This window comes from Jeongeupia sp. HS-3, from assembly GCF_015140455.1.
Classification (GTDB): domain Bacteria; phylum Pseudomonadota; class Gammaproteobacteria; order Burkholderiales; family Chitinibacteraceae; genus Jeongeupia.
Genome location: NZ_AP024094.1, coordinates 3,347,131 through 3,371,861 on the forward strand (window position 1 = coordinate 3,347,131; position 24,731 = coordinate 3,371,861).

At 63.2% G+C, this 24,731-nt stretch carries 19 protein-coding genes and 2 riboswitches; of the genes, 13 read left to right on the forward strand and 6 right to left on the reverse strand.

Annotation, left to right across the window (positions count from 1 at the left end; all coding sequences use genetic code 11):
• Positions 1–30: 30 nt before the first annotated feature.
• From gltB (JLC71_RS16150) to JLC71_RS16170, 5 genes are all read left to right on the forward strand, one after another.
• Positions 31–4,662 (forward strand): glutamate synthase large subunit, encoded by a 4,632-nt coding sequence (gene gltB, locus JLC71_RS16150; protein WP_236250923.1) that lies wholly within the window; start codon positions 31–33, stop codon positions 4,660–4,662.
• Positions 4,663–6,129 (forward strand): glutamate synthase subunit beta, encoded by a 1,467-nt coding sequence (locus tag JLC71_RS16155; protein WP_200916620.1) that lies wholly within the window; start codon positions 4,663–4,665, stop codon positions 6,127–6,129.
• Positions 6,130–6,374: 245 nt separating this feature from the next.
• Positions 6,375–10,823 carry a glutamate synthase large subunit gene (gene gltB / locus JLC71_RS16160; RefSeq protein WP_200916621.1) on the forward strand — a complete coding sequence of 1,483 codons (4,449 nt, stop codon included), beginning with the start codon at positions 6,375–6,377 and terminating at the stop codon, positions 10,821–10,823.
• Positions 10,824–10,882: 59 nt separating this feature from the next.
• The gene (locus JLC71_RS16165) at positions 10,883–12,298 is read left to right on the forward strand and encodes an FAD-dependent oxidoreductase (RefSeq protein WP_200916622.1); all 1,416 of its coding nucleotides are present in this window, start codon (positions 10,883–10,885) and stop codon (positions 12,296–12,298) included.
• Between the two features lie 71 nt (positions 12,299–12,369).
• Entirely contained in the window at positions 12,370–12,816 is a 447-nt protein-coding gene (locus tag JLC71_RS16170) for a GNAT family N-acetyltransferase (RefSeq protein ID WP_200916623.1), read from the forward strand.
• A gap of 4 nt (positions 12,817–12,820) precedes the next feature.
• Here the strand turns inward: JLC71_RS16170 and JLC71_RS16175 are convergent, their stop codons facing one another.
• The 3 genes from JLC71_RS16175 to JLC71_RS16185 all read right to left on the reverse strand — a co-directional run bounded on the left by JLC71_RS16175 (position 12,821) and on the right by JLC71_RS16185 (position 14,391).
• Entirely contained in the window at positions 12,821–13,840 is a 1,020-nt protein-coding gene (locus tag JLC71_RS16175) for a tetratricopeptide repeat protein (protein ID WP_200916624.1), read from the reverse strand.
• 137 nt (positions 13,841–13,977) lie between these two features.
• A complete protein-coding gene (locus tag JLC71_RS16180) occupies positions 13,978–14,133 on the reverse strand; it encodes a rhodanese-like domain-containing protein (protein ID WP_200916625.1) in 156 nt (51 codons plus the stop codon).
• A gap of 21 nt (positions 14,134–14,154) precedes the next feature.
• A complete protein-coding gene (locus JLC71_RS16185) occupies positions 14,155–14,391 on the reverse strand; it encodes a rhodanese-like domain-containing protein (protein WP_200916626.1) in 237 nt (78 codons plus the stop codon).
• Positions 14,392–14,479: 88 nt separating this feature from the next.
• On the opposite strand from JLC71_RS16185, the gene ftrA reads away from it, so the two are divergent.
• From ftrA to JLC71_RS16200, 3 genes are all read left to right on the forward strand, one after another.
• Positions 14,480–15,439: a transcriptional regulator FtrA gene (gene ftrA / locus JLC71_RS16190; RefSeq protein WP_200916627.1), complete on the forward strand. Its 960-nt coding sequence runs from the start codon at positions 14,480–14,482 to the stop codon at positions 15,437–15,439.
• Between the two features lie 322 nt (positions 15,440–15,761).
• Positions 15,762–17,255 carry a dipeptide/tripeptide permease DtpA gene (dtpA, locus tag JLC71_RS16195; RefSeq protein WP_236250924.1) on the forward strand — a complete coding sequence of 498 codons (1,494 nt, stop codon included), beginning with the start codon at positions 15,762–15,764 and terminating at the stop codon, positions 17,253–17,255.
• A 136-nt stretch (positions 17,256–17,391) separates the two neighbouring features.
• Positions 17,392–17,478: riboswitch (glycine riboswitch) on the forward strand.
• A riboswitch (glycine riboswitch) is annotated at positions 17,479–17,585 on the forward strand.
• Between the two features lie 21 nt (positions 17,586–17,606).
• A complete protein-coding gene (locus tag JLC71_RS16200) occupies positions 17,607–18,221 on the forward strand; it encodes a trimeric intracellular cation channel family protein (protein WP_200916628.1) in 615 nt (204 codons plus the stop codon).
• Between the two features lie 78 nt (positions 18,222–18,299).
• Here the strand turns inward: JLC71_RS16200 and JLC71_RS16205 are convergent, their stop codons facing one another.
• Together JLC71_RS16205 and JLC71_RS16210 are read right to left on the reverse strand one after the other, a co-directional pair.
• On the reverse strand, positions 18,300–18,713 hold the full coding sequence (locus JLC71_RS16205) for a hypothetical protein (RefSeq protein WP_200916629.1): 414 nt from the start codon (positions 18,711–18,713) through the stop codon (positions 18,300–18,302).
• A gap of 12 nt (positions 18,714–18,725) precedes the next feature.
• Positions 18,726–19,496, reverse strand: a complete 771-nt coding sequence (locus JLC71_RS16210) for a DUF2092 domain-containing protein (protein WP_200916630.1) — start codon at positions 19,494–19,496, stop codon at positions 18,726–18,728.
• Positions 19,497–19,666: 170 nt separating this feature from the next.
• On the opposite strand from JLC71_RS16210, the gene JLC71_RS16215 reads away from it, so the two are divergent.
• The 5 genes from JLC71_RS16215 (at position 19,667) to corA (ending at position 24,504) form a co-directional block, all read left to right on the forward strand.
• On the forward strand, positions 19,667–20,269 hold the full coding sequence (locus tag JLC71_RS16215; RefSeq protein WP_200916631.1) for a MarC family protein: 603 nt from the start codon (positions 19,667–19,669) through the stop codon (positions 20,267–20,269).
• A gap of 83 nt (positions 20,270–20,352) precedes the next feature.
• Complete coding sequence (rpiA, locus tag JLC71_RS16220; RefSeq protein ID WP_200916632.1) at positions 20,353–21,009, forward strand: ribose-5-phosphate isomerase RpiA; 657 nt, start codon at positions 20,353–20,355, stop codon at positions 21,007–21,009.
• A gap of 88 nt (positions 21,010–21,097) precedes the next feature.
• Positions 21,098–21,814 (forward strand): phosphate signaling complex protein PhoU, encoded by a 717-nt coding sequence (gene phoU / locus JLC71_RS16225; RefSeq protein ID WP_200916633.1) that lies wholly within the window; start codon positions 21,098–21,100, stop codon positions 21,812–21,814.
• Positions 21,815–21,946: 132 nt separating this feature from the next.
• The gene (locus JLC71_RS16230; RefSeq protein WP_236250925.1) at positions 21,947–23,446 is read left to right on the forward strand and encodes a Ppx/GppA phosphatase family protein; all 1,500 of its coding nucleotides are present in this window, start codon (positions 21,947–21,949) and stop codon (positions 23,444–23,446) included.
• Positions 23,404–24,504: a magnesium/cobalt transporter CorA gene (corA, locus tag JLC71_RS16235; protein ID WP_200916634.1), complete on the forward strand. Its 1,101-nt coding sequence runs from the start codon at positions 23,404–23,406 to the stop codon at positions 24,502–24,504. The genes JLC71_RS16230 and corA overlap by 43 nt, the downstream gene beginning before the upstream one ends.
• Here corA and JLC71_RS16240 read toward each other — a convergent pair.
• Positions 24,469–24,684: a hypothetical protein gene (locus tag JLC71_RS16240; RefSeq protein ID WP_200916635.1), complete on the reverse strand. Its 216-nt coding sequence runs from the start codon at positions 24,682–24,684 to the stop codon at positions 24,469–24,471. The two genes, corA and JLC71_RS16240, sit on opposite strands and share 36 nt — an antisense overlap.
• Positions 24,685–24,731 lie beyond the last annotated feature (47 nt).

Here is a 24,731-nt window from a genome sequence, read left to right on the forward strand (position 1 = left end):
GGAAAGGATACACGCGTGATGGACCCGGCAATGCCTGCCCAGCAGGGGCTGTACGACCCTGCCAATGAACACGATGCCTGTGGCGTTGGCTTTGTTGCCCATGTCAAAGGGCAAAAAAGCCACGCCATCGTCGAACAGGGTCTGCAGATCCTGAAGAACATCGACCATCGTGGTGCCGTGGGTGCGGATCCGCTGGCCGGTGACGGCGCGGGTATCCTGATCCAGATTCCGGATGCGCTATACCGCGATGAAATGGCCAAGCAGAGCGTGGCCCTGCCCCCGGTGGGCGAATACGGCGTCGGCATGATTTTCTTGCCGCAGGAAGCCGCCTCGCGCATGGCCTGTCAGGAAGAAATCGAACGCGCGGCGCGCGCCGAAGGTCAGCTGGTGCTGGGCTGGCGCGATGTACCGGTGAACGCGGCGATGCCGATGTCGCCGGCGGTGAAGGCCAAGGAGCCGGTGATCCGTCAGGTGTTCATCGGCCGCGGCCCGGACGTACTGGTGACCGACGCGCTCGAACGCAAGCTCTACGTGATCCGCAAGGACGCCAGCCATGCGATCCAGCGCCTGCAACTGACGCACGGCCACGAATTCTATGTGCCGTCGTTCTCGGCGCGCACCGTCAACTACAAGGGCCTGCTGCTGGCCGATCAGGTCGGCGTGTATTACCACGATCTCGCCGATGCGCGCTGCGTCTCGGCGCTGGCGCTGGTGCACCAGCGCTTCTCGACCAACACCTTCCCGACCTGGGATCTGGCGCATCCGTTCCGGATGATCGCGCACAACGGTGAAATCAACACCGTGCGCGGCAACGTCAACTGGATCCGCGCGCGCGAAAAAGCCATCAGCTCGCCGGTGCTCGGCGACAGCCTGAACAAGATCTGGCCGCTGATCTACCCGGGCCAGTCCGATTCGGCGTCGTTCGACAATGCGCTTGAGCTGCTGGTGATGGGCGGCTATTCGCTGGCCCAGTCGATGATGATGATGATTCCGGAAGCGTGGGAAAAGCACACGCTGATGGACGAAAACCGTCGCGCCTTCTACGAGTACCACGCCGCGATGATGGAGCCGTGGGACGGCCCGGCCGCGGTCGCGTTCACCGACGGCCGCCAGATCGGCGCCACGCTGGATCGCAACGGCCTGCGCCCGGCGCGCTACCTGATCACCAAGGACGATCTGGTGGTGATGGCGTCCGAATCGGGCGTGCTGCCGATTGCCGACGAGCGCATCGCCCAGAAGTGGCGTCTGCAGCCGGGCAAGATGTTCCTGATCGATCTCGAGCAGGGCCGCATCATCGGCGACCAGGAAATCAAGGACAGCCTCGCCAACGCCAAGCCTTACCGCGAGTGGGTCGACAAGATCCGCATCAAGCTCGACGAAGTGCAGGATGCGACCGAAGCGCCGAAGTCGCCCTGTAGCGCGCTGCTCGATTGCCAGCAGGCATTCGGCTATACGCAGGAAGACATCAAGTTCATCCTCGAACCGATGGCCAAGGCCGGCGAAGAAGCGACCGGCTCGATGGGTAATGACGCTGCGCTGACCGTGCTCTCGGGCAAGGCCAAACCGCTGTACAGCTACTTCCGTCAGTTGTTCGCCCAGGTGACCAATCCGCCGATCGATCCGATTCGTGAAGACCTGGTGATGTCGCTGGTTTCCTTCATCGGCCCGAAGCCGAACCTGCTGAATCCGGCCGACATCAATCCGCCGATTCGCCTCGAAGTCTCGCAGCCGGTGCTCTCGGCGGCCGAGATTGAAAAAATCCGCCATATCGGCAAGTACACCGGCGGCAAGTTCCGCTCGCACGAGCTCGACATTTGCTACCCGGCCGCCTGGGGCAAGGAAGGCATCGAAGCCCGTCTGGCCTCGCTGGCCGCCGAAGCCGAAGACGCGGTCAAGGGCGGTGCCAACATCCTGATCGTCTCGGACCGCAGGCTCGATGCCACGCGCGTGGCGATTCCGGCGCTGCTGGCGACCTCGGCCGTCCATCAGCATCTGGTTGAAAAAGGCCTGCGCACCAGTACCGGCCTCGTCGTCGAAACCGGTTCGGCGCGTGAAACGCACCACTTCGCGCTGCTTGGCGGTTTCGGCGCCGAAGCGGTACACCCGTATCTGGCGATGGCCACGCTGGCCGGGTTCGCCAATGGCGACGCCGAACTGGCGGCCAAGAACCAGAAGAACTTCATCAAGGCGATCGGCAAGGGCCTGATGAAGGTGATGTCCAAGATGGGCATCTCGACCTATATGTCGTACACCGGCGCACAGATTTTCGAGGCCGTCGGCCTGCAGAAGGCGCTGGTCGACAAGTACTTCACCGGCACCAGCTCGAACGTCGAAGGCATCGGCCTGTTCGAAGTCGCCGAAGAAGCGCTCAAACTGCACACCGCCGCGTTCTCGACCGACCCGGTGCTCGCCGACGCACTCGACGCCGGCGGCGATTACGCCTTCCGCACCCGTGGTGAAGACCACCTGTGGACGCCCGATTCGATCGCCAAGCTGCAACACGCGACGCGCTCGAACGAGTATTCGACCTACAAGGAATATGCGGCACTGATCAACGACCAGACCAAGCGTCACCTGACGCTGCGCGGCCTGTTCGAAATCAGCCCGGTCGGCGAGCCTGTGCCGCTGGACGAAGTCGAATCGGCCAAGGACATCGTCAAGCGTTTTGCTACCGGCGCGATGAGCCTCGGCTCGATCTCGACCGAAGCGCACAGCACGCTGGCACTGGCGATGAACCGCATCGGCGGCAAGTCGAACACCGGCGAAGGCGGCGAAGACGCGAAGCGCTTCATCCCGCTCAAGGCCGGCCAGACGCTGTCCGAAGTGATCGGCAAGACCCGGATCGAACGCGACTACACCTTCAAGGAAGGCGACAGCCTGCGCTCGGCGATCAAGCAGGTCGCGTCGGGCCGTTTCGGCGTCACCGCCGAATACCTCGTCAATGCCGACCAGATCCAGATCAAGATGGCGCAGGGCGCCAAGCCGGGCGAGGGCGGCCAGTTGCCGGGCCACAAGGTGTCCGAATACATCGGCTTCCTGCGCCACTCGGTGCCGGGCGTCGGTCTGATTTCACCGCCGCCGCACCACGACATCTACTCGATCGAGGATCTGGCGCAGCTGATCCACGACCTGAAGAACGTCAACGCCAAAGCGTCGATCTCGGTCAAGCTGGTGTCGGAAGTCGGCGTCGGCACCGTTGCCGCCGGCGTGACCAAGGCCAAGGCCGACCATCTGGTGATCGCCGGCCATGACGGCGGCACCGGCGCGAGCCCGCAATCGTCGATCAAGCACGGCGGTTCGTCGTGGGAATTGGGTCTGGCCGAAACGCAGCAGACGCTGGTGCTCAACCGCCTGCGCGGCCGCGTCCGCGTTCAGGTCGACGGCCAGATGAAGACCGGTCGCGACGTGGTGATCGGCGCGCTGCTCGGCGCCGACGAATTCGGCTTCGCCACCGCGCCGCTGGTCGTCGAGGGCTGCATCATGATGCGCAAGTGTCATCTGAATACCTGCCCGGTCGGTGTCGCGACGCAGGATCCGGTGCTGCGCCAGCGCTTTACCGGCCAGCCGGAACACGTGGTCAATTACTTCTTCTTCGTTGCCGAAGAAGTCCGCGAACTGATGGCCAGCCTTGGCGTGCGTCGCTTCGACGATCTGATCGGCCGCGCCGACCTGCTCGACAAGCGCGCCGGTATCGAACACTGGAAGGCGCAGGGTCTGGATTTCAGCAAGGTCTTCCACCTGCCGGCGGTCGATGCCGCCGAGCCGCGCCTGCACGTCGACGTGCAGGATCACGGTCTGGAGAAGTCGCTCGACAACGTGCTGGTCGCCAAGGCGCAGAATGCGCTGGAAACCGGCGCCAAGGTGTCGATCGAAACATCGATCAAGAACGTCAACCGCACCGTCGGCGCGATGCTGTCGGGTGAAGTGGCGCGCCGTTACGGCAACGCCGGCCTCGCCGAAGATACGATCAATGTGCGCCTGAACGGCACGGCGGGGCAGAGCTTCGCGGCTTTCCTCGCCAAGGGCATCACGTTTGACCTCGTCGGCGAAGGCAACGACTACGTCGGCAAGGGTCTGTCGGGCGGCCGCGTGATTGTGCGTCCGGCGCCGGGCTTCGTCTGCGATACCGCGGCCAACATCATCATCGGCAACACCGTGCTGTACGGCGCCACCGATGGCGAGGCTTTCCTCGCCGGTGTCGGCGGCGAACGTTTCGCCGTGCGCAACTCGGGCGCGACCGCCGTGGTCGAGGGCGTGGGCGATCATGGTTGCGAATACATGACCGGCGGCACCGTCGTCGTGCTCGGCAATACCGGCCGCAACTTCGCCGCCGGCATGTCGGGTGGCATTGCCTACGTCTTCGATGAAGACGGCGTGTTTGCCGATCGCTGCAATATGGCGCAAGTCGCGCTCGAGGCCGTATTGCCGGCCGGCGAGCAATCGGCCAGCGAGCCGCATCACCGCGATCAGGCCGACGAAGTGCAGCTCAAGTCGCTCATCGAGCGCCACGCCCAGCTGACCGGCAGCAATCGCGCCAAGGCCATCCTGGCCGACTGGGACGCGAGCCGCGCCCGCTTCATCAAGGTCTATCCGAACGAATACCGTCGCGCGCTGAAGGAAATGGCCGCTGCGAAGGCTGAGCAGCAGAAGGAGATTGCATAAATGGGCAAGCCCACAGGGTTTCTCGAATTCGAGCGCGTTTCGGAAAGCTACGCACCGGTGACCGAGCGCGTCACCCATTACCGCGAATTCGTCGCGCGCCTGGTCGACGACGCGGCGAAGACGCAGGGCGCGCGCTGCATGGATTGCGGCATTCCGTTCTGCAACAACGGTTGCCCGGTCAACAACATCATTCCGGACTGGAATGACCTGGTGTTCCGTGGCAACTGGCAGGATGCGCTGACCGTTCTGCATTCGACCAACAACTTCCCCGAGTTCACCGGCCGCATCTGCCCGGCGCCGTGCGAATCGGCCTGTACCCTCGGCATCAACGACGACCCGGTCGGCATCAAGTCGATCGAGCGTTACATCGTCGACAAGGGCTGGGAAAACGACTGGATCAAGCCGCAGATCGCTGCGACGAAGACCGGCAAGACCGTCGCCGTGGTCGGCTCGGGCCCGGCCGGCTTGGCCGCGGCGCAGCAGCTGGCGCGCGCCGGCCATGCGGTGACCGTGTTCGAAAAGAGCGACCGCGTCGGCGGCCTGCTGCGTTACGGCATTCCCGATTTCAAGCTCGACAAGAGCGTGATCGACCGCCGCATGGGCCAGCTCGAGCTTGAGGGCGTGGCGTTCCGCACCTCGACCATCGTTGCCGTCGACGGCAAGCTGCCGGCCGGCATCGTCAACGACGCCAAGACCGTCGTGACGCCGGATGCGCTCAAGGCCGAGTTCGACGCGGTGATCCTCGCCGGTGGTTCGGAAGTGCCGCGCGATCTGCCAGTGCCGGGGCGTGAACTGGCCGGTGTGCATTACGCGCTGGAATTCCTCATTCCGCAGAACAAGACCGTCGCTGGTGACGGCGCCAACCCGATTTCGGCGACCGGCAAGCACGTGGTCGTGATCGGCGGCGGCGATACCGGTTCGGACTGCGTCGGTACCTCGAACCGCCACGGCGCGGTTGCGGTGACGCAGCTCGAAGTGATGCCGATGCCGCCGGAGCAGGAAAACAAGGCACTGACGTGGCCGTACTGGCCGCTCAAATTGCGCACCTCGTCGAGCCATGAAGAGGGTGTAGAGCGCGATTTCGCCGTGATGACCAAGGAGTTCATCGGCGAAAACGGCAAGCTCACCGCGATCAAGGCCGTTCGTGTCGAATGGCAGGGCGGCAAGCTGGTTGAAGTCGCCGACAGCGAATTCGAGATCAAGGCCGATCTGGTGTTCCTGGCGATGGGTTTCACCAATCCGGTTGCGTCGATTCTCGAAGGCTTCGGCGTCGAGCGCGATGGTCGCGGCAACGCGAAGGCTACGACCGACGGTGAGGGCTGCTACGCGACCAACGTCGCCAAGGTCTTTGCCGCCGGCGACGTCCGCCGTGGCCAGTCGCTGGTGGTGTGGGCGATTCGTGAGGGCCGTCAGGCCGCACGCGAGGTTGATGCCTTCCTGATGGGCAGCTCGCTGCTGCCGCGCTGAGGAAGTCAGCCAATAAAAAACCCCGCTTCGGCGGGGTTTTTTTATCTGCGGATAATCCGGGAATGCGCATTTAAATTACATGAAAAGTAATTAATTTGGCGTGCAAGGAAGAATTACCGAAAGAATAGGCGAACTATACGCAGCAAATGCCGCCGTTTATTCGCTCAAGTTGTGGGAAACCCTAATCCCTGATTAAAATTGACGCCTTTTCGCTTGTGTTGTGCGGCTTACTCAAGGGTAGTGTCATGGATAGACAAAGCTGGTTGGGGGGTACCCTTTACCATCCTCAATTCGAGCAGGATAGTTGCGGTTTCGGTCTGATCGCCCAGATGGACGACAAGCCCAGCCACTGGCTGGTGCAGACCGCGATCTCTTCGCTGGCCTGTCTGACCCACCGTGGTGCCGTTGCCGCCGATGGCAAATCGGGTGACGGTTGCGGCCTGCTGTTCCGCAAGCCCGACGGCTTCCTGCGCACCGTTGCGGCCGAGCTCGGTTTCACGCTCGCCGAGCAGTATGCTGCCGGGATTGTGTTTCACGCCAATGATGCCGCGCAGGGTGACGTGTCGCTGTTGAATCTGCGCAACGCCGTCGAGTCGCAAGGCCTGGCTGTCGCCGGTTTCCGCACCGTGCCGGTCAACTTGGACGCATGCGGCGAATACGCGCTGCGTACCTTGCCGGCGATCAAACAAATCCTCGTCAATGCGCCCGATGGCATGGATGCCAAGGTCTTCGAGCGCAAGCTCTACCAGGCCCGCCGTCTGGCCGAGAAGGCCAACGCCGCCGACGCATCGTTCTACATTCCGACGCTGAACCCGCATGTGCTGTCGTACAAGGGTCTGGTGACGCCGGACAACCTGCCGGTGTTCTACCTCGACCTGCAGGACACGCGTTTCGAGGCCAGCCTGGCCGTGTACCACCAGCGTTTCTCGACCAATACCTGGCCGCAGTGGAAGCTGGCGCAGCCGTTCCGCTTCATGGCGCACAACGGCGAAATCAACACGCTCGCCGGCAACCGGCTGTGGGCCAAGGCGCGCGAAGCGATCATGGATTCCGAGCATCTGGATATGGACGTCGTGCGTCCTATCGTCCAGACCAATGGCTCCGATTCGATGAGCCTCGACAATATGCTCGAAGGCCTGATGATGGGCGGCGTCGATATTTTCCGCGCCTTCCGCATGCTGGTGCCGCCGGCATGGCAGAACGTCGATTCGACCGACCGCGACCTGCGCGCGTTCTACGAATACAACTCGATGCACATGGAGCCGTGGGACGGCCCGGCCGGCATCGTCTGGACCGACGGCCGCTATGCCGGTTGCGCGCTCGACCGCAACGGCCTGCGCCCGGCGCGCTATGTGATCACCAAGGACCGCCACCTGACCATCGCGTCGGAAATCGGCGTGTGGAACTACAAGCCGGAAGACGTCGTTGCCAAGGGCCGGGTCAAGCCGGGCCAGATCGTTGCCGTCGATCTTGCCACCGGCGAGTTCCTCGATACCGAAACCATCGACAACCGTCTCAAGGCCGCCAAGCCGTATCGCGAGTGGATCAAGAATCACGCGCAGCAGCTTGAAATCGCCGACGACAAGGGCGTGCTGCCTGCAATGGACGCCGCGACGCGGCTGACGTTCCAGAAGCAGTTCCAGCTGACGTTCGAAGAGCGCGACGCGATCGTGCGCGTGCTTGCCAACGACGGCGCCGAAGCGATCGGCTCGATGGGCGATGATACGCCGATGGCCGTGCTGAGCGAAAAAGTCCGCTCGCCGTTCGATTACCTGCGCCAGCAATTCGCGCAGGTGACCAATCCGCCGATCGATCCGATCCGCGAAGCGATCGTGATGTCGCTGAACACCGTGTTCGGCCCCGAGCGCAACCTGTTCGTCGAAACCGAAGACAACGCACGCCGCCTCGAAGTGCGTTCGCCGGTATTGTCGAGCGACAAGTTCGACACCCTGACGAGCCAGACCGATCCGTTCTACAAGTCGGCGACGTTCGATATCAGCTTTGTCGCCGGTGAAACGACGCTGAAGGCCGCGATCGAAGCGCTGCAAGCCGCGGTGCTGAAATCGGTGAAGGATGAAGGCACCGTGATCGTCGTATTGAGCGACAAGAACATCGCCAAGGGCCGCTTGCCGATTCCGGCGCTGTTCGCGACCGGTGCGGTCAACCACGCGCTGGTCGAAGCTGGCCTGCGCTGCAAGACCAACATCATCGTCGAGACCGCCACCGCGCGCGATCCGCACCATTTCGCCTGCTTGATCGGCTACGGCGCGACCGCGGTATTCCCGTACCTCGCGTACCAGACCATTATCGAGCTGGTCGATCTCGGCCAGGTCGACGGTCCGCTGGCCAAGGCGACCAACAACTTCCGCAAGGGCATCAACAAGGGCCTGCTGAAAATCCTCTCGAAGATGGGGATTTCCACCGTCGCGTCGTATCGCGGCTCGCAGCTGTTTGAAGGCGTCGGCATCGGCGAGGAAGTCGTCAAGCTGTGCCTGAAGGGCACCGTGTCGCGGATCGGCGGCGCCGATTTCGGCGATTTCGAAGCCGACCAGGCCAAGCTCAACAAGCTCGCGTTCAACCCGATGCGCCCGCTGGCACAGGGCGGCCTGCTCAAGTACGTGTTCGGCGAGGAATACCACGCCTACAACCCGGACGTGGTGATGCAGCTGCAGAAGGCGGTACAGGGCGGCGATTACAAGGAATACACCAAGTACGCCGAGCTGGTGAACCAGCGTCCGGTGGCGATGCTGCGCGACCTGATGGGCTTGAAACTCGATGACGCCAAGGCGATCGACATCGACGAGGTCGAATCGGTCGAGGCCATCCTCAAGCGTTTCGACTCGGCCGGCATGTCGCTCGGCGCGCTCTCCCCCGAAGCGCACGAGGCGCTGGCCGAAGGCATGAACCGTCTCGGCGGTCGCTCGAACTCGGGCGAAGGTGGTGAGGATGCGTCGCGCTACGGCACGCTGAAGATGTCCAAGATCAAGCAGGTGGCATCGGGTCGTTTCGGCGTCACGCCGCACTATCTGGTCAACGCCGAAGTGCTGCAGATCAAGGTCGCGCAGGGCGCCAAGCCCGGCGAAGGCGGCCAGTTGCCCGGCGACAAGGTCAGCCCGCTGATCGCCAAGCTGCGTTGCAGCAAGCCCGGCATCAGCCTGATTTCACCGCCGCCGCACCACGACATCTATTCGATCGAGGATCTGGCCCAGCTGATTTTCGACCTGAAACAGGTCAATCCGCATGCACTGGTATCGGTGAAGCTGGTGGCCGAGCCCGGCGTCGGTACGATCGCCGCCGGTGTCGCCAAGGCCTACGCCGACTTGATCACGATTTCGGGTTACGACGGCGGTACCGGTGCTTCGCCGCTGGCGTCGGTGAAGTACGCCGGCTCGCCGTTCGAGCTCGGCCTGACCGAAGCGCAGCAGGTGCTGCGCGCCAACGGTCTGCGCGGTCGTGTCCGCGTTCAGGCCGATGGCGGTCTGAAGACCGGCCTCGACGTGATCAAGGCCGCGATGATGGGCGCCGAAAGCTTCGGCTTCGGCACCGGCCCTATGGTCGCGCTCGGCTGCAAATATCTGCGCATCTGCCACCTGAACAACTGCGCCACCGGCGTGGCGACGCAGGAAATCAAGCTGCGTTCGAAGTACTTCACCGGCTTGCCGGACATGGTCGTCAACTACTTCACCTTCATCGCGATGGAAACGCGCGAATGGATGGCGAAGCTCGGCATCCGCACGATGGAAGAGCTGATCGGCCACACCGAGATGCTCGAACTCGCCGCCGGCGCCACCGAACGGCAGCAGAAGCTCAAGCTTGACGTGCTGCTGAGCCAGGGCACGATTCCGGCAACCGAGCCGCGTTTCTGCGTCGAAGACAGCAACCCGTCGTTCGACAAGGGCGAGCTGGCCGAACAGATGGTTGCCGACGCGATTGCCGGCATCAAGGCAAAAACGCCGCAGCGCTTCCAGTACGACGTGCGCAATATCCACCGCTCGATCGGTGCGCGCCTGTCGGGCGAAATTGCCAAGGCGCACGGCGCCGATGGTCTGCCCGACGATGGCCTGCACATCAAGCTGAACGGTTCGGCCGGCCAGTCGCTCGGCGTCTGGAACGCCCGTGGCCTGACGATCGAAGTCGAAGGCGATGCCAACGACTACGCCGGCAAGGGTATGTCGGGTGGCAAGCTGGTCGTGTATCCGCCCAAGGGCAGCGGCTTCCGTTCGGACGACGCGGTCATCGTCGGCAATACCTGCCTGTACGGCGCAACCGGTGGCGAATTCTTCGCCGCGGGCCGTGGCGGCGAGCGTTTTGCGGTGCGTAACTCCGGTGCGACGGCCCTGGTCGAAGGCGTGGGCGACCACGGCTGCGAATACATGACCGGCGGCGCGGTGATCGTGCTCGGCGAAACCGGCTACAACTTCGGCGCCGGCATGACCGGCGGCTTCGCGCTCGTTTACGACCGCGGCGAGAAGTTTGCCTACCGCTACAACAACGAGCTGATCGACATCAATCTGATCAACGGCGAAGCCTACGGTGCGGTGCGGGCCTTCCTGCGTGACAAGCTCACCCAGCATGTGGCGCTGACCGGATCGATCAAGGCGAGCGAACTCTTGGCCAACTTCGACGAAGCAACGGACTACTTCTGGCTGGTGAAGCCGAAGGTCGCCAAGCTCGACGATCTGCTGAAAGACTGATTGAAGCCGGGGAGGGCGCCGCCCTCCCCCCAGCTGCACCCGATGCAACAGGAACGAATATGTCCGATGTCTTCCAATTCATGAACGTGGCGCGCAACCCCGGCGAGAAAGTCCCCGCCGACAAGCGCAAGATCATGTTCAAGGAAATCTACCAGGCGCTGAATACCGGCGAGGCCGCCGAACAGGCCGGCCGTTGCCTGTCCTGCGGCAACCCCTACTGCGAGTGGGAATGCCCGGTGCACAACTACATCCCCGACTGGCTGCAACTCGTCAACGAGGGCAAGCTGTTCGAGGCCGCCGAACTCTCGCACAAGACCAATTCGCTGCCGGAAATCTGCGGTCGCGTCTGCCCGCAGGACCGCTTGTGCGAAGGCGCATGCACGCTGAATCAGGGCGGTTTTGGCGCGGTGTCGATCGGTTCGGTCGAGAAATACATCACCGACGAGGCCTACAAGGCCGGCTGGCGTCCCGATGTGTCGGGCCGGATCTGGACCGACAAGAAGGTCGCCGTCATCGGCGCCGGCCCGGCGGGTCTGGGCTGTGCCGACATTCTGGTGCGCAACGGCGTCAAGCCGGTGGTGTTCGACCGCTACGAGGAAATCGGCGGCCTGCTGACCTTCGGCATTCCCGAATTCAAGCTCGAGAAGGAAATCGTCATCCGTCGTCGCAGCATGATGGAAGAAATGGGCGTCGAATTCCGCCTGAATACCGACATCGGCACCGATGTCACCATCGAAGAACTGCTGCGCGATTACGACGCGGTCTTCATGGGCATGGGCGCGTACAAGTACATGAAGGGCGGCTTCGACGGCGAAACCCTGCCGGGCGTGATGGAAGCGCTGCCTTTCCTGATCAACAACGTGCGCAACAGCATGGGCACCTTGCCGGACGGCGAAGCCTACCAGTCGATGGCCGGCAAGCGTGTCGTCGTGCTCGGCGGCGGCGATACCGCAATGGACTGCAACCGCACCAGCATCCGTCAGGGCGCCGAGTCGGTGATCTGCGCCTATCGTCGCGACGAGGCCAATATGCCGGGCAGCAAGCGCGAAGTCGCCAATGCCAAGGAAGAGGGCGTCGAGTTCCAGTGGAACAGCCAGCCGGTCGGCATCGTCCAGAACGCCGACGGCAGCCTCGGTCTGAAGCTCGTCAGCACGGCGCTTGGCGCCGCCGATGAAAAGGGCCGTCGCAAGCCCGAAGTCGTCGCCGGTTCCGAGCGCGTGCTCGATTGCGACCATGTCGTCGTCGCGTTCGGTTTTCAGGCCGAAGCCGCTACCTGGTTCGACACCCACGGCATCAAGACCGACGACTGGAGCCGCACCGTCGCGCCGCTGCAGCAAACGTACAAGCACCAGACCAGCAACCCGAAGATCTTCGCCGGCGGCGACCAGGTCCGCGGCGCCGATCTGGTGGTGCGCGCGGTGTACGAAGGCCGTCAGGCCGCCGAGGGCATCCTCGAATACCTGAACGTCTGGTAAAACGCCGTTCGGACGAACAATCCCCGTCCCGCCTGGGTACGGGGATTTTTTATGGATGAAAGGAATGTCATATGGACGCAAGAGTCCGGCCGCTGCTGGCCGGCGATCTGTCGTTGCTCGTCGCCGGGTTTATCGCCACCTTCAACGCCGCACCCTGGCACGATGAGTGGCAGAGCGAGACCGCGCATGCCTATCTGGCTGGTCTGTGCGCGCATCCGGAAGCCCGTGCCTGGGTGATCGAGCGCGACGACGAGCTGCTCGGCGCCGCGTTCGGCCACATCCGTCGCTGGTGGGCCGGCGACGAACTGTTCGTCGACGAATTTTTCGTCCGTGCCGATTGTCAGCGGCAGGGACTGGGCCGTCTATTGCTCGACACCCTGGAGGCCGAGTTGCGCGCCGAAGGCGTCGGCGCGGTGACGCTGCTCACGGCGCGTGCAACGCCGGCCGAAGACTTTTATCTGGCGCAGGACTACCACGGCAAGCCGGAGCTGCGCTTCATGGTCAAGCCGCTGCGTTAGCGGCTCAGGGATATTTCGCCAGCAGATCGCGCAGCTGGCTCAGGTCGGGGGTTTCACCGCTGCCGATGGATTGGTCGAGGGTGTTGTTCAGCGCCTTTAAGCGGGCCTGTTGCGCCTCGGCGAGCACCGCATGGCCACCGGCATCGGCATAACGGATCAGTTCGGCGAGCAGCTGCGCTTCCACGTGGCGCATGCCGTCCACTTCGGCGATATGCAGCGCGCGCTGGATCATGCCGATCGCCAGATCCGCCCGGCCGTGCCGATGGCGGATTTCGGCCAGCCGGCCCAGTGCATTGGCCTCGCACCAGTGCGATGGCGTCAACGCCACCAGCGACAGGCACTCTTCAAGCATCTGTTCGGCAGCGTCAAGATGGCCCCGGTCGAGCTCGATACTGGCCAGCCGCAGCAGCAGTTCGGCCTGAAAGTGGTCAAACCGCTTGGCTTTGCACAGCGTCAATGCCTCAAGGAGGATGCGGGCCGCTTCATCGACACAACCAGCCGCGTGCAAATCCCAGCCGAGGCTGATCTTCACCTTGGCGATCAGATAGATGTTGTCGCTTGATGCGAGCTGGCGGTCTGCGGCTCGATGGCAGAGGATCGCCTGCTCGAGCGCGCCATACGCGCCGCATACATGGCCAAGGCCGATCAACGCCAGCGTCAGCGTGGGGGCATGGCGGGCCTCGGTACCGCAGAGCCGTACGCACTGAGACCAGTGCTGCAAGGCCGTGCGGTAATCGCCACCGGTGTAGTTATCGCGGCCCTGGCGCTCCTGCACGGCGGGTTCGAGGTGCCGCAGTCCGTACATCTGGCAGCATGCCAGCGCCTCTGCGAGCAGGAGGCTACCCTCGTTGCGCTCGCCCAGTTGATCCTCGATCTGCGACAGCAGCGTGGCTGCGCGTACCAGCGTTTCCACATCGTGCTCCGCGCGTGCGCTGTCCAGCAGCGGCTTGCACAGGCGCATTGCCGTTGCCGGGTCGCTGAAAACGAGCTGCTCGATTTTGCTGAGGGTCTGGTGCGCAGGCACGGGGATTACCGGCAGTAGGGGATGGCCGCTATTCTACCGGTGCTGTCGGCGGCGCGTCCGACCAAACGTCGTGATCACCAAGGCGGGTGTGCGATCGGCGAGCGGACGCTGATCTAGACCAGCGCACAGTCACAGGCCTAGTTGCGCCCCGCCGCTGCGCCGTCGTCTAGCGCCAGCCCCTCGGCGCGCCAGCCGGTGACACCGCCGAGCATCAGTTTCACCGGTCGTTCAAGCTGCGCCAGCCTGAGCGCGGCCTTGTCGGCGCCGTTGCAGTGCGGCCCGGCGCAATACACGACAAACAGCGTCTGGGCCGGTCACGCGGCCATGCGCTCGGCGTTGATCTCGTGGTGCGGCAGGCTGAGCGCGCCGGGAACGTGCCCGGCCATGAACGCGGCTTTACTGCGTACATCCAGCAGCACAAAGCCGGGGTCGGGCCGCTGCAGGTTGGCAAATACATCGGCGCAGTCGGTTTCAAGCCCGAGCCTGGCGGTGAAGTGGGCGAGGGCGGCGGCGCTGGCGGCGGCCGGAACGGCGGTGACGGCATTGGACATCGGTCTCTCCTTGGTCTGGAGTCCATTGTCAGGGGCTGCATGCCTGCGGCATAGTGGCGGGATCGTCAATCATCGGCAGGATAACGCCATGCCCGCAACGCCCCTCCGCGTGGTCGCGCTCGCCTACGACGGCCTGTGTACTTTCGAGTTCGGTTGCGTGGTCGAGGTCTTCGGGCTGGCGCGACCGGAGCTCACCGTGCCGTGGTACACGCTGCGGATTGCCGCGATCGAACCGGGGCCGTTGCGCGCCGGTGGCGGGATCACCGTGGCCGTCGACGCGGGGCTGGAGGCGTTAGCCGACGCCGACCTCGTCATCCTGCCCGGCTGGCGCGGTGCCGATGCCGCGCCGCCGGCGTCGCTGCTCGATGCCTTGCGCGCCGCCCACGCGCGCGGCGTGCGGATCGCGACGATCTGCTCGGGCTCCTTCGTGCTGGCCGAGTCGGGTTTGCTCGACGGCAGGCGTGCGACGACGCACTGGTGCTATGCGGAGAAACTTGCCGCCCGCTATCCGGCAATCGAGGTGCTGCCCGATGTGCTCTACGTCGACGAGGGCCGCCTGCTGACGTCGGCCGGCTCGGCCGCCGGGCTGGATCTGATGCTGCACATCGTCCGCAACGACTACGGCGCCGATGTCGCCAACAGCGTCGCGCGGCGGCTGGTGATTCCGCCACACCGTGATGGCGGGCAGGCGCAGTTCATCGGCCGGCCGGTGCCGCGCCACGGCAACAACCGGCTGGCGCAGACGATGGACTGGATGCGCGTCCACGCCGTCGAGGCGCTGACGCTGGACGACATGGCCGGCCATGCGGCGATGAGCCCGCGCACCTTTCTGCGCCAGTTCCGCGATGCGACCGGCGCCAGCCCCTACGACTGGCTGTTGCGCGAGCGCGTCGAGATCGCCCGCAGCCTGCTCGAAACCGGCGACATCCGGCTCGAACAGCTGGCGGCGGTCAGCGGATTCGGCTCGGTCGAAAGCCTGCGGGCGCATTTCCGACGGGTGGTCGGCGTGGCGCCGTCGGTCTACCGCCGCAGCTTTGCCGCGGCCTGATGCGGCCTGCACCGGCGGCGGTCGAAAATAGTTGATGTAACGCAACCGAGTGTGATCCGCGTAGCGCAACTATTTGCGGTTACATGATGGCGGGATAGCGGTAAAAAAAGCATGTCGATGAGCATGTGCAGCCAGAAGCTGCGCGAAGCAGCCGGCACAGGGCCCGACCTACTCGGCGGCCCATGCACCCTTGATCAACCCCCATCAAGTGCCAGACCGATAGCACTGTCCGCTCCAGCCCCGTGCCCGGAGTCGCACCGCGCCCGACGCGCCGGTGCCGCTGTTATCCATTCGGATGGGCCAATCAACACTGGAGGCGAACGTGCCCGGAAACTCTTCACTCAGCCAACCCAAGGCGTTTTACCTGATATTTTCGATCGAACTGTGGGAACGGTTCGGTTACTACGGCCTGCAGGGCATCATGGCGGTTTACCTCGTCAAGATGCTCGGCCTGCACGAGGCCGATTCGTTCACGCTGTTCTCGTCGTTTGTCGCACTGGTTTACGGCCTGATCGCCGTCGGCGGCTGGCTGGGCGACAAGGTGCTCGGCACCAAGCGAACCATTGTGCTTGGCGCGATCACACTGGCGATCGGCTACGCAATGATCGCGTTTTCGGGCCACCAGATCTCGTGGGTTTACCTCGGCATGGGGACGGTGGCGGTCGGTAACGGTCTGTTCAAGGCCAATCCCGGCTCCTTGCTCTCCAAGCTGTACGACAAGGACGATCCGCGCATCGACGGCGCGTTCACCATGTACTACATGGCGATCAATATCGGCTCCTTCCTGTCGATGCTGGCAACCCCGTGGCTGGCCCAGAAGTACGGCTGGAGCGCGGCGTTTTCGCTGTCGGTGGTCGGTATGCTGATCACGCTTGCCAACTTCCTGCTGTGCAAGAAGATGGTCGCCCAGTACGGTTCGCCGGCCGATTTCAAGCCGCTCAACATCAAGTATCTCGGTTACGTGATTGCCGGTATTGCCGCGATGGCGCTGGCCGCAAGCTGGTTGCTCAAGCATCCGACCATTGCCAATTACGGTCTGGCGATCATTTCGATCGGTATCGTCGCGATCTTCATGAAGGAAACCTTCGCGCTGCAAGGCCCGGCCCGCAGCAAGATGATCGTGGCCTTCGTGCTGATGGTCGAAGCGGTGATTTTCTTCGTGCTCTACAACCAGATGCCGACGTCGCTGAATTTCTTCGCGATCAACAATACCGAGCACACGCTGTTCGGCATGGCGCTGCAGCCGGAACAGTTCCAGGCGCTGAACCCGTTCTGGATCATGGTGGCTAGCCCGATTCTGGCGATGACCTACAACAAGCTCGGCGACAAGCTGCCGATGCCGCACAAGTTCGCCTTCGGCATGGTGCTGTGTTCGCTGGCCTTCCTCGTGCTGCCGCTGGGCGCCCGCTTTGCCAACGAGCACGGCATGGTATCGGCCAACTGGCTGGTGCTGAGCTATGGCCTGCAGAGCATTGGCGAGCTGCTGATCTCGGGCCTCGGCTTGGCGATGGTGGCGCAACTGGTGCCGGAACGGCTGATGGGCTTCATCATGGGCGCATGGTTCCTGACCACCGCAGCGGCATCGGCTGTGAGCGGCATGGTGGCCGGCCTGACCACGGTGACCGGCGATGTCAGCAATGCGCACACCTCGCTGGCGGTCTACAGCCATGTGTTCACGCAGATCGGCGTCGTCACCGGGGTGATCGCGGTGCTGATGATCGCGACCGCGCCGCTGCTGGCGCGGATGATCAGCGGCGCGAAGGAAGTGGATGCTTTCATTTCCGAGGGCGAGCTGGCGGCGCAACGGCCGCAGTAAACCGGATGGCCGTCCAGCCATCAGCAAAAGGCCTCGCTCAGCGGGGCCTTTTTTCGTTCACGGATCGTCTTTACTTGTCCCCGCGGGTACGCCGGTCACCGGGGCGTTGACCCCGATCGGGGGGATGAGGATAATTCGCCGCTTCGCGGGAGAGAGGCCGTCAGAGGTCCGCCGAAGGCGCAAGCTCCCATAATCGCTCAGGCAAATGAACCGCGAAATCAAATCAAGGCCAATTGGAGAGAGACCGGTAGAGCGGTCCACCGAAGGGGCAATGCACGGATAGCCGATATCCCGTGCCAAACTCTCAGGTAAAAGGACAAGGGGAGAGGCCGCAACCACTTGCGGAGCCCCATGTTATCCACGATTTACATCATCGCCATTACCGCCGAAGCCATGACCGGCGCGCTGGCCGCCGGCCGGCGCAATATGGACCTTTTCGGCGTGATGGTCATCGCCTTCCTCACCGCGCTCGGTGGCGGCACCGTGCGGGATATCGTCCTCGGCCATTATCCGATCGGCTGGACCCAACACCCCGAGTACATCTGGCTGGTGCTCTCGGCCGCGCTGCTGACCGTGCTGACCGCGCGCTTTATGCATCATTTCGGGCGGATTTTTCTGGTGCTCGATGCGCTCGGGCTGATTGCGTTCACGCTGATTGGCTGCGAGGTCGCGCTGGGTATGGGCTATCACCCGACGGTGGTGGTCATGGCCGGGATGACCACCGGGATTGCCGGCGGCGTACTGCGCGATATTCTCTGTAGCCGCGTGCCGGTGGTGTTCCGCCACGAGCTGTACGCCAGCGTCGCGCTGCTGGTGGCGCTGTGCTATCTCGGTTTTGGCATGCTCAAGCTGAACCACGACCTGAACGTGCTGATTTCATTCGCCATCGGCCTGGTGGTGCGGCTGTGCGCGATTTACCGTGGTTGGCGGCTACCGGTGTTCTCGTATCGGCAACCGCTCGATTGAGTCCGGCGTAGCGTCTGAGCATCAATAAAAAAGGGCAGCCCACGGGCTGCCCTTTTTGCATCGACGGCGTTTGCTGCCTTAGCGCGGCGGATTGACCACAATGTACTGCACCGTGGTGCCGGCGTACTGCGGCTGGTACCAGGTGCTGCCGCATTGCTGGTAGCCAAGGCCGTTGACCACGACCGTTGTGCAGCCCGACGGTACCGAGTGAACGATGCTGCCGATGACGGCAGAGGTGACCGCCGCCGTGGTCACGACCGCCGCGGTCGCAACCGCCGCGGCGGCGATCGGGTGATCATAGCGTGGCGGTGGCGGGTAATACGGCCGTGGTGGCGGATAGTAGGGGCGCGGCGCCCCGGCGGCTGCGGCGTGATAGACACCGCCGTTCGGGCCGACGGCGGTGCGACTGGCGACCCAGGCCTGGGCCGGCAGCGACGCCAGCAGCATCGAAGCTGCGGTCGCCAGTGCCAGTGTGGCTTTGAACTTGCGCATGACGGGCTCTCCTTATTGTTTGGCCGACGCCGGCTTCGATGCTTCGTTGCGGGCGAACTCGATCCGCTTGGCGCCCTTGGGCGGCGTGAAGCTGAATGTGTCGTTGCCGAACGCCGGTTGTGTCTGCCAGCTGAAGCGCACCGCGTGCTGCGGCCGGGCTTCGATGTCGGTGGCGGTGATCACCAGCTTGCACGGCAGCGGCTGCGCACCCTTGCGGATCCACACTTGCCAGTCGGTGCCCGGCTTGCGGAATGCATAGTGGGTGCAGCTCTGGTTGCCGATGCGTTCCTCGCCGAGGATACGTGCGGCGGTCAGATCCTTGCCCTGGTTGGGGTCGCTGCCCCAGTAGAACAGGTCGGCCAGCGGCGTTTCGATGCCGAATTTGTCGGCGATGTCGCCGACGAGCTCACCGATCGTCTTCGGTGCCGGTGCGCTCGCGTAGAAATTGTGCTGGCTGCCGTAGAGCGTGAAGGTCTTGCCGTCGTAATACATCGTCCGCACGCCCTGCTCGCCGCTGACGCTGGCCTTGAGCTTGTTCGGCCGCTGCACCTGCATCTCGGCGTGGCGGGCAAACTGCAGCGCCTGGCCGTTGTCGTCGACGAAGTCGGTAGTGGTGTCGGCGCGGAGGGCAAAGCGGGGCAGCTTGCGTAGATAGTTACCCATGGTCTCGAGCGCCTTGACCGCCTGCGGGTCGACCGCTTTGGCGGCGCCGGCGTCAGCCGCCAAGGCATTGCCGGCGCACGCGGCAATCAGCAGCGCCGCGGCTGTTCGGATTGGCTTCATCGTATCGTCCTCGTGTGGTGTGGCTTGTCATACCGCTTATCGTTCGGCACAGACCACAGCTTAGCCCGCTATCCTTGCATTCGGAAGTGTTGTTTGCTGCAACTATTTGGTTGTCCGATTGCGGCAACTCCCGATTCGCGACCGTGAATGCGGTCGCGCATAATGGGTCGATGGAATCCTGGTCCTTCGTGTCCGCCTTCGTCCTGCTGCTGCTGGTGACCGACCCGCTGGGCAGTCTGCCGCTGTTCGTCGCGATGCTCAAACAGGTGCCGCGGCAGCGGCGCTTGCGCATGATCGTGCGTGAGGTATCGGTCGCCTTCGCCGTACTGCTGCTCTTCATGTTCACCGGCCAGCGGTTCCTCGCGCTGATGCATCTGTCGCAGACCTCGCTCGGCATCGCCGGTGGCGTGATCCTGTTCCTGATCGCGCTGCGCATGGTGTTCCCGCATCCCGATGGTGTGTTCGGCGACATCAAGGGCGGCGAGCCTTTCATCGTGCCGCTGGCGATCCCGCTGCTGGCCGGGCCGTCGGCGCTGGCGACGGTGCTGCTGCTGGTGTCGCGCGCGCCCGAACGGCTGTGGGAGTGGATCGCCGCGCTGGCGCTGACGATGCTGGTCTGCGCGCTGGTACTGGGTTTTTCCGAAAAAATCGGCCAGGTGCTCGGCGAGCGCGTCACCACGGCGTTCGAGCGCCTGATGGGCCTGGTGCTGACGGCCATCGCCGTCGAGATGCTGCTGTCGGGCATCCGTGAATACATCCATTCGCTGACGTGAACGCTTGATGCCAGGCAAAGGGCCGATGCCATTTGCGTTTAGAATCCCGAACAGACCTGCCCCATAGCCCAAGGAGTTGTCAGATGACCCAGAACGAACTCAAAGAAGCCGTCGGCCGCGCCGCGATCGCCTACATTCCGGACGACTGCATCGTCGGCGTCGGCACCGGTTCGACCGCCAACTATTTCATCGACGCGCTCGCCGAGATCAAGGGGCGGATTCAGGGGGCGGTGTCCTCAAGCGAAGCGAGCATCGCCCGGCTGAAGAAGCACGGCATCCCGGTTTTCGACCTCAACGCGATCGACAGCCTGCCGGTCTACGTCGACGGTGCCGACGAGATCAACCATCAGCTGCAAATGATCAAAGGCGGCGGCGCGGCGCTGACGCGCGAAAAAATCGTTTCGGCCGTGGCGGAAAAATTCGTCTGCATCGCCGACGCCAGCAAGTACGTCACCGTGCTCGGTACCTTTCCGCTGCCGGTCGAAGTGATCCCGATGGCGCGCTCCTACGTGGCGCGCGAACTGGTCAAGCTCGGCGGTCACCCGGCCTACCGCGAAGGTGTGCTGACTGATAACGGCAACATCATTCTTGATGTGCACGGGCTGCGGATTGCCGAAGCGGCTAAACTGGAGGCCGAAATCAACCAGATCGTCGGCGTGGTCACCAACGGCTTGTTCGCCCGTCGTCGCGCCGATGTGCTGCTGCTGGGCACCGAGGACGGGGTCAAGACCTACAAATAAACATTTGATGAACGACCCCGGACGACTTGAAACAAAAAATTAACAAGACTCTGCGATGATCCGGGGTCTGTCTGCTGGAGTGCTCACCATGTCCGAACATATTTCCAAACAATTCGACGCCGAACTCGAGGCGATCCGTTCCAGCGTGCTCGGCATGGCTGGATTGGTTGAAGATCAGGTCCGTCTGGCAATGGAAGCCTTGTCGACCGGCAATTTGACCATCATCGACAAGGTGATCGAGCAGGAAGATCGCGTCAACGAGATGCACGTGAAGCTCGACGACATGTGTATCCACATGATCGCGCGTCGCCAGCCGGCCGCGACCGACCTGCGCATGGTGATGACCGTGATCAAATCGGTCGAGGATCTGGAGCGCATCGGCGACAAGGCCGCGCGCATCTGCCAGCGCGCCAAAAACATTTACAACGCCGGCAAACTGCAGGTGCCGCGCTTTGTCGAACTCGATCATATTGCCGAGGACGCGCTCGACATGCTCTCGAAGGCGCTCGACGCCTTCGCCCGCCTCGATGCCGTGCCGGCATCGGAAGTGAAGCGCGCTGACGATCAGCTCGATACCGAATACCGCGCGCTGCAACGCCAGCTGATCATGATCATGATGGAAGATCCGCGCCAGATCGCGCTGACGCTGGACATCCTGTGGATCGCCAAGGCGATCGAGCGTATTGGTGATCTCGCGGTCAATATCGCCGAACACGTGATTTTTCTCGTCAAGGGCCAAGACGTGCGCCACAAGACCCAGGAAGAAGTCGATAGCGTGGTTCATGGCAAGCGCGACGATGAATAAATCGGTCGCCGCCGATTTCACCGACTCCAACACACGCCCCGTTTCGATGGGGCGTTTGTTTTGGCCGGTCGCAAACCCCGCCTGCAGCGCTTGCGAAAGCTTGCGTTGGCGGGCGCCCCGGAGCGCGTTATCGTGAAGTCCTTGCCGCTCTCTCTGCTGATCATGTCCGATGTGTCGCTGATCGCCGCTGTCGATCTCGGTTCCAACAGTTTTCGCCTGCAAATCGCCCGGGTGCAGGATGGCACCCTGATGCCGCTGACCACGCTGAAAGAAGCAGTGCGGCTTGGGGGCGGGCTTGATGCCGATGGCTGTTTAAGCCAGGAAATCCAGCAGGAGGCGCTGGCGGCATTGCGGCGCTTTGGCAAGGCGCTCAGCGGTTTGGCGCCAAGCCAGGTCCGCATCGTCGCGACCAATACATTCCGGGTTGCGAAGAATATCGATGATTTCCAGCCGTTGGCCGAGGCCGCGCTGGGCTTTCCGATCGAAATCGTCGCCGGGCTGGAGGAAGCACGGCTGATTTACATCGGTGCGGCGCATAGCCTGCCCAATAGCCGCAAGGCGAGGCTGATCGTCGACATCGGCGGCGGCTCGACCGAACTCGTCATCGGCCGACAGTTCGAACCGCAAACGATGGAAAGCGTGCTCCTGGGCTGCGTGAGCTGGAGCCAGCGGTATTTTGCCGACGGCATCCTGACCGAGGCCACGCTGCATGCCGCCGAGCTAGCCGCGTGCGAGTTGCTGGAACCGGTTGCCGCCCAGTTCGGCCCCGCGCATTGGCAGGGCGTCATTGGTACTTCGGGCACCTCACGTTCACTCGCCGATGTGCTGGAACTGAACGGCCTGACCCAGTCGGGGATTACCTCCGATGGTTTGGCAAAGCTGCGATTGCTGCTGCTTGAAGCCGGCCATGTTGACCGGATTCGCCTCAAGGGGCTGCGCGCCGATCGCAAACCGGTGGTGGCCGGTGGTTTCGCCATCATGGCGGCCGTATTCAATATGCTGGATATTCAGCATATGACCATCACCCAGGGGGCGCTGCGCGATGGCGTGCTCTACGACCTGATGGCACGAAACGGCCTGCTTGACGTGCGCGAACGCACCGTTGCCGCATTCCAGCGCCGTTGCCACGTCGATACCGCGCAGGCGACGCGAGTGGACGAGCTGGCCAGCTTGCTGTTTCGCCAGTTATACGACGATGAAAACGTCGCGCGCTCCCTGCACCATGCGGCGTGCTTGCACGAAGTCGGCCGGCTGATTGCCCATGTCGGCTACCACAAGCATGCGGCCTATATCCTGCAGCATGCCGATATGCAGGGTTTTTCGCGCCGGGAGCAGACAAGGCTCGCGCAATGGACGCTGGTGCAGCGCGGCAGCCTGAGCAAGCTGGGCGCCGAGCCGGTCGCCGAACGCGACTGGGCCGCCATCCTGGCCTTGCGGCTTGCGGTACTGTTCTGTCGTGGTCGAAAATCACACTGGCCGGCCGGTGTCCGTTTGCGCCATGCCGAGACCGGATTCCAGCTGGACATTGATTCCGCCTGGCTATCCGCCAATCCACTGACTGCATTCGCGCTCGACGAGGAAACCCGCCAATGGCAAAAGCCGCGGCTAATCATCGCAAGACCAACAAACTAAGGCAGCACCTGCGCGCCGACAAGGCGGGCCAGCATCCGGGGACGCTGCAATACGTCGGGCCGCGCCGACCGGAAGAGACACTGGCGACATTGATCGAGTTCGGTCCGAATGCGGACGATTTCATCGAAACACGCTTCACCTCGCTGGAGGACGGCAAGGTCTTCAAGCCGACGCACACCACGTTCTGGCTGAATCTGCACGGTCTTGCCGACCTGGATTTGCTCAAGTACGTCGGCCAGCGTTTCAACCTCCACCCGCTGACGATGGAGGATATCCTCCATACCGAGCAGCGCCCCAAGGTCGAGGTCTACCCCGGTTATCTGTATATCGTGGCGCGGCTAGCTAGCGTCGATGCCGATGGTTTTCTTTGCAGCGAACAGGTCAGCATCGTGCTGGGGCACGGTTTCGTGCTGACCTTTCAGGAAAAGCCTACCGGTACCTTCAACGGCATCCGCGACAGCCTCAAGAATGCGCAGTCGCAAGTACGCAAGCTGGGGGCGGATTATCTGGTGTATCTGCTGCTCGACAAGCTGGTGGACCGTTATTTCGGCGTGCTTGAGGCGATGGGCGACCAGATCGAGCATATCGACGACCAGATCGCCGCAGGCCCGGTGCCGGATCACCTGAACGAAATCCAGTCACTGCGCCGCAGCATGCTCAGCGTGAAGCGCGGGCTGTGGCCGCTGCGCGAAGTGGTGAACATCCTGCAACGCGACGATGCCGATTTCTTCCATCAGGAAACCCAGCTCTATCTGCGCGATGTGTACGACCATACGGTGCAATTGATCGAAAGCACCGAGGCGCTGCGCGAGCTGGTGACCAGTCTGCAGGACTCCTATCTGTCCATGCAGTCGCACCGGATGAATATGCAGATGCGCATGCTCACGGTGATTACGACGGTATTCATGCCGCTGACGCTGATCGCCGGTATTTACGGCATGAACTTCGAGTACATGCCCGAGCTGCGTTGGCGGGTCGGTTACTTCTGGGCGCTGGGGCTGATGGTCGCGGTGACCGTCGGGTTAATTACCTTCTTTCGCCGGAAGCAATGGTTTTGAGTTCGGAGCCGGTTCCGGGGCGCCGGCGGCGTCATCGCGCCGGCGCGGGCTTTCCCGCAGATCGACCACGACCAGACCGTCGTTCGTGATGTAGGGCGGGGCGCTTGCTACCCTGTGGCGGCGCTCGCCATTGCCGCGCGGCAGGCGGAATTCGAGGTCATGGACATAGGTGCTGGACATGGTTGACTCCTGTGCTTTCATCTTCGTTCAGCATAGCGCGCCGATGC

What these genes read in the sequence shown, in the direction of transcription:
- gltB (WP_236250923.1), top strand. Translation starts at nt 31, where the DNA reads ATGCCTGCCCAGCAGGGGCTGTACGACCCTGCCAATGAACACGATGCC.
- JLC71_RS16155 (WP_200916620.1), top strand. Translation starts at nt 4,663, where the DNA reads ATGGGCAAGCCCACAGGGTTTCTCGAATTCGAGCGCGTTTCGGAAAGC.
- gltB (WP_200916621.1), top strand. Translation starts at nt 6,375, where the DNA reads ATGGATAGACAAAGCTGGTTGGGGGGTACCCTTTACCATCCTCAATTC.
- JLC71_RS16165 (WP_200916622.1), top strand. Translation starts at nt 10,883, where the DNA reads ATGTCCGATGTCTTCCAATTCATGAACGTGGCGCGCAACCCCGGCGAG.
- JLC71_RS16170 (WP_200916623.1), top strand. Translation starts at nt 12,370, where the DNA reads ATGGACGCAAGAGTCCGGCCGCTGCTGGCCGGCGATCTGTCGTTGCTC.
- JLC71_RS16185 (WP_200916626.1), bottom strand. Translation starts at nt 14,391, where the DNA reads ATGTCCAATGCCGTCACCGCCGTTCCGGCCGCCGCCAGCGCCGCCGCC.
- ftrA (WP_200916627.1), top strand. Translation starts at nt 14,480, where the DNA reads ATGCCCGCAACGCCCCTCCGCGTGGTCGCGCTCGCCTACGACGGCCTG.
- JLC71_RS16200 (WP_200916628.1), top strand. Translation starts at nt 17,607, where the DNA reads ATGTTATCCACGATTTACATCATCGCCATTACCGCCGAAGCCATGACC.
- JLC71_RS16205 (WP_200916629.1), bottom strand. Translation starts at nt 18,713, where the DNA reads ATGCGCAAGTTCAAAGCCACACTGGCACTGGCGACCGCAGCTTCGATG.
- JLC71_RS16210 (WP_200916630.1), bottom strand. Translation starts at nt 19,496, where the DNA reads ATGAAGCCAATCCGAACAGCCGCGGCGCTGCTGATTGCCGCGTGCGCC.
- JLC71_RS16215 (WP_200916631.1), top strand. Translation starts at nt 19,667, where the DNA reads ATGGAATCCTGGTCCTTCGTGTCCGCCTTCGTCCTGCTGCTGCTGGTG.
- rpiA (WP_200916632.1), top strand. Translation starts at nt 20,353, where the DNA reads ATGACCCAGAACGAACTCAAAGAAGCCGTCGGCCGCGCCGCGATCGCC.
- phoU (WP_200916633.1), top strand. Translation starts at nt 21,098, where the DNA reads ATGTCCGAACATATTTCCAAACAATTCGACGCCGAACTCGAGGCGATC.
- corA (WP_200916634.1), top strand. Translation starts at nt 23,404, where the DNA reads ATGGCAAAAGCCGCGGCTAATCATCGCAAGACCAACAAACTAAGGCAG.
- JLC71_RS16240 (WP_200916635.1), bottom strand. Translation starts at nt 24,684, where the DNA reads ATGTCCAGCACCTATGTCCATGACCTCGAATTCCGCCTGCCGCGCGGC.